General features: G+C 40.5%; 2 protein-coding genes. Both read right to left on the bottom strand.

All coding sequences use genetic code 11. From position 1 onward, the window contains the following. A partial coding sequence (locus N1032_RS23475; RefSeq protein ID WP_259542773.1) for a phage DNA encapsidation protein occupies window positions 1–205 on the bottom strand: 205 nt, incomplete at its 3' end. Next, window positions 171–1,157 (bottom strand): hypothetical protein (locus tag N1032_RS23470; protein ID WP_259542772.1); only part of this gene is annotated, 987 nt, incomplete at its 5' end. The genes N1032_RS23475 and N1032_RS23470, both read right to left, overlap by 35 nt.

The following is a 1,157-nucleotide window of genomic DNA, read 5'->3' as shown; positions in this document are numbered from 1 at the left end:
ATAATGCTGAAGCTCTGCGACCTGTGATATCCTCCTTCCAACGGCGCACGTAAGCCATATGTTTTTTATTTTTAATGAAATTAATAATACCTTTCTTTAACAGGGCGTAGGTTTTACCATTCGATCGCTCCCCGAAAATGATATTATACGTTGCGTTTTTCTTATCAATATTAGCGGGCGTGTAGTAAGTCTGTTTCGTATTCATAGTCATAATCCCCTTCAATAGAGCCGATAAATTTTAGAAATACTGCTGACACTGACATATTATACGGTTGTTGCGACAGGTGCACACCTGAAGCCGTGAAAATATGTGCTTTCACTCCGTTGTAATCAATGAAATCAAATTCCATTTCGTCGTCAACATATCTATGCGTTAATTTACCCGCATATTCAGCGGGTACATATAAATCATCATCAAATAATTCGAAAGCTGCGAGATTGTCACCACCGCTAACCATTTCGAGATATTTAACCCCATTTTTCTTGGGGAGTCCGGCTATTGTTATTTCCAGTTTGCCGTCTTTTTCAACCATATATCGTTTAGCGCCTAATGTTTTAAAACGTGTATAGGTGCCCTCATAATCCCACACACCTAATGGCTTATCATCGCCATATATATTTTTAGGTGTCGCCCTGCTCGGGTCGATCGTGTTATGTGCCAGCGCGTTCTCAATTTTGTCCACAATCCAGTTATTATAGTAGTCGAAATATTCCTTATGTGTATCAGCATTTGTGAATTTAACGCTATCGGTATCGGAATAAATGTAATCATTGCCGAGGTTGAGAATAGCTGACCATAAATTACGGCGGGCGTATGCTGTTACCCATATTCCCCACGCATAAAATGTAGTTCGGTTGCGCTTACCATTATATTTTTCCAGCGCTTCACTAGGATCGACTTGCTCAAATCCCCATTCGTCTATATATGTGTGATTATCTTTGACAATATCGGTAACAGTCATACCGTAGCAACTATTAGCCATCTCTTTTTTAAGGGCATAATTCACCTCTTGCCCCTCTACCCCCTTGAGCGTTGTCTTACCTTCATAGAATTCGAGTACCGATTCCACGAAAGCTCGGGGGAGGTATGCTTTTTTAAATCCAATGACGTCACTAACCCCTATTGAGTCCCATTCATAGCCGGCTTCAATAATATC

Origin of the sequence: Herbiconiux daphne (assembly GCF_024979295.1) — a bacterium.
In the GTDB taxonomy this organism is placed as follows: domain Bacteria; phylum Actinomycetota; class Actinomycetes; order Actinomycetales; family Microbacteriaceae; genus Herbiconiux; species Herbiconiux daphnes.
The sequence above is the reverse complement of the archived record's forward strand: the minus strand, read 5'-3'. Positions and strand labels throughout refer to the sequence as shown.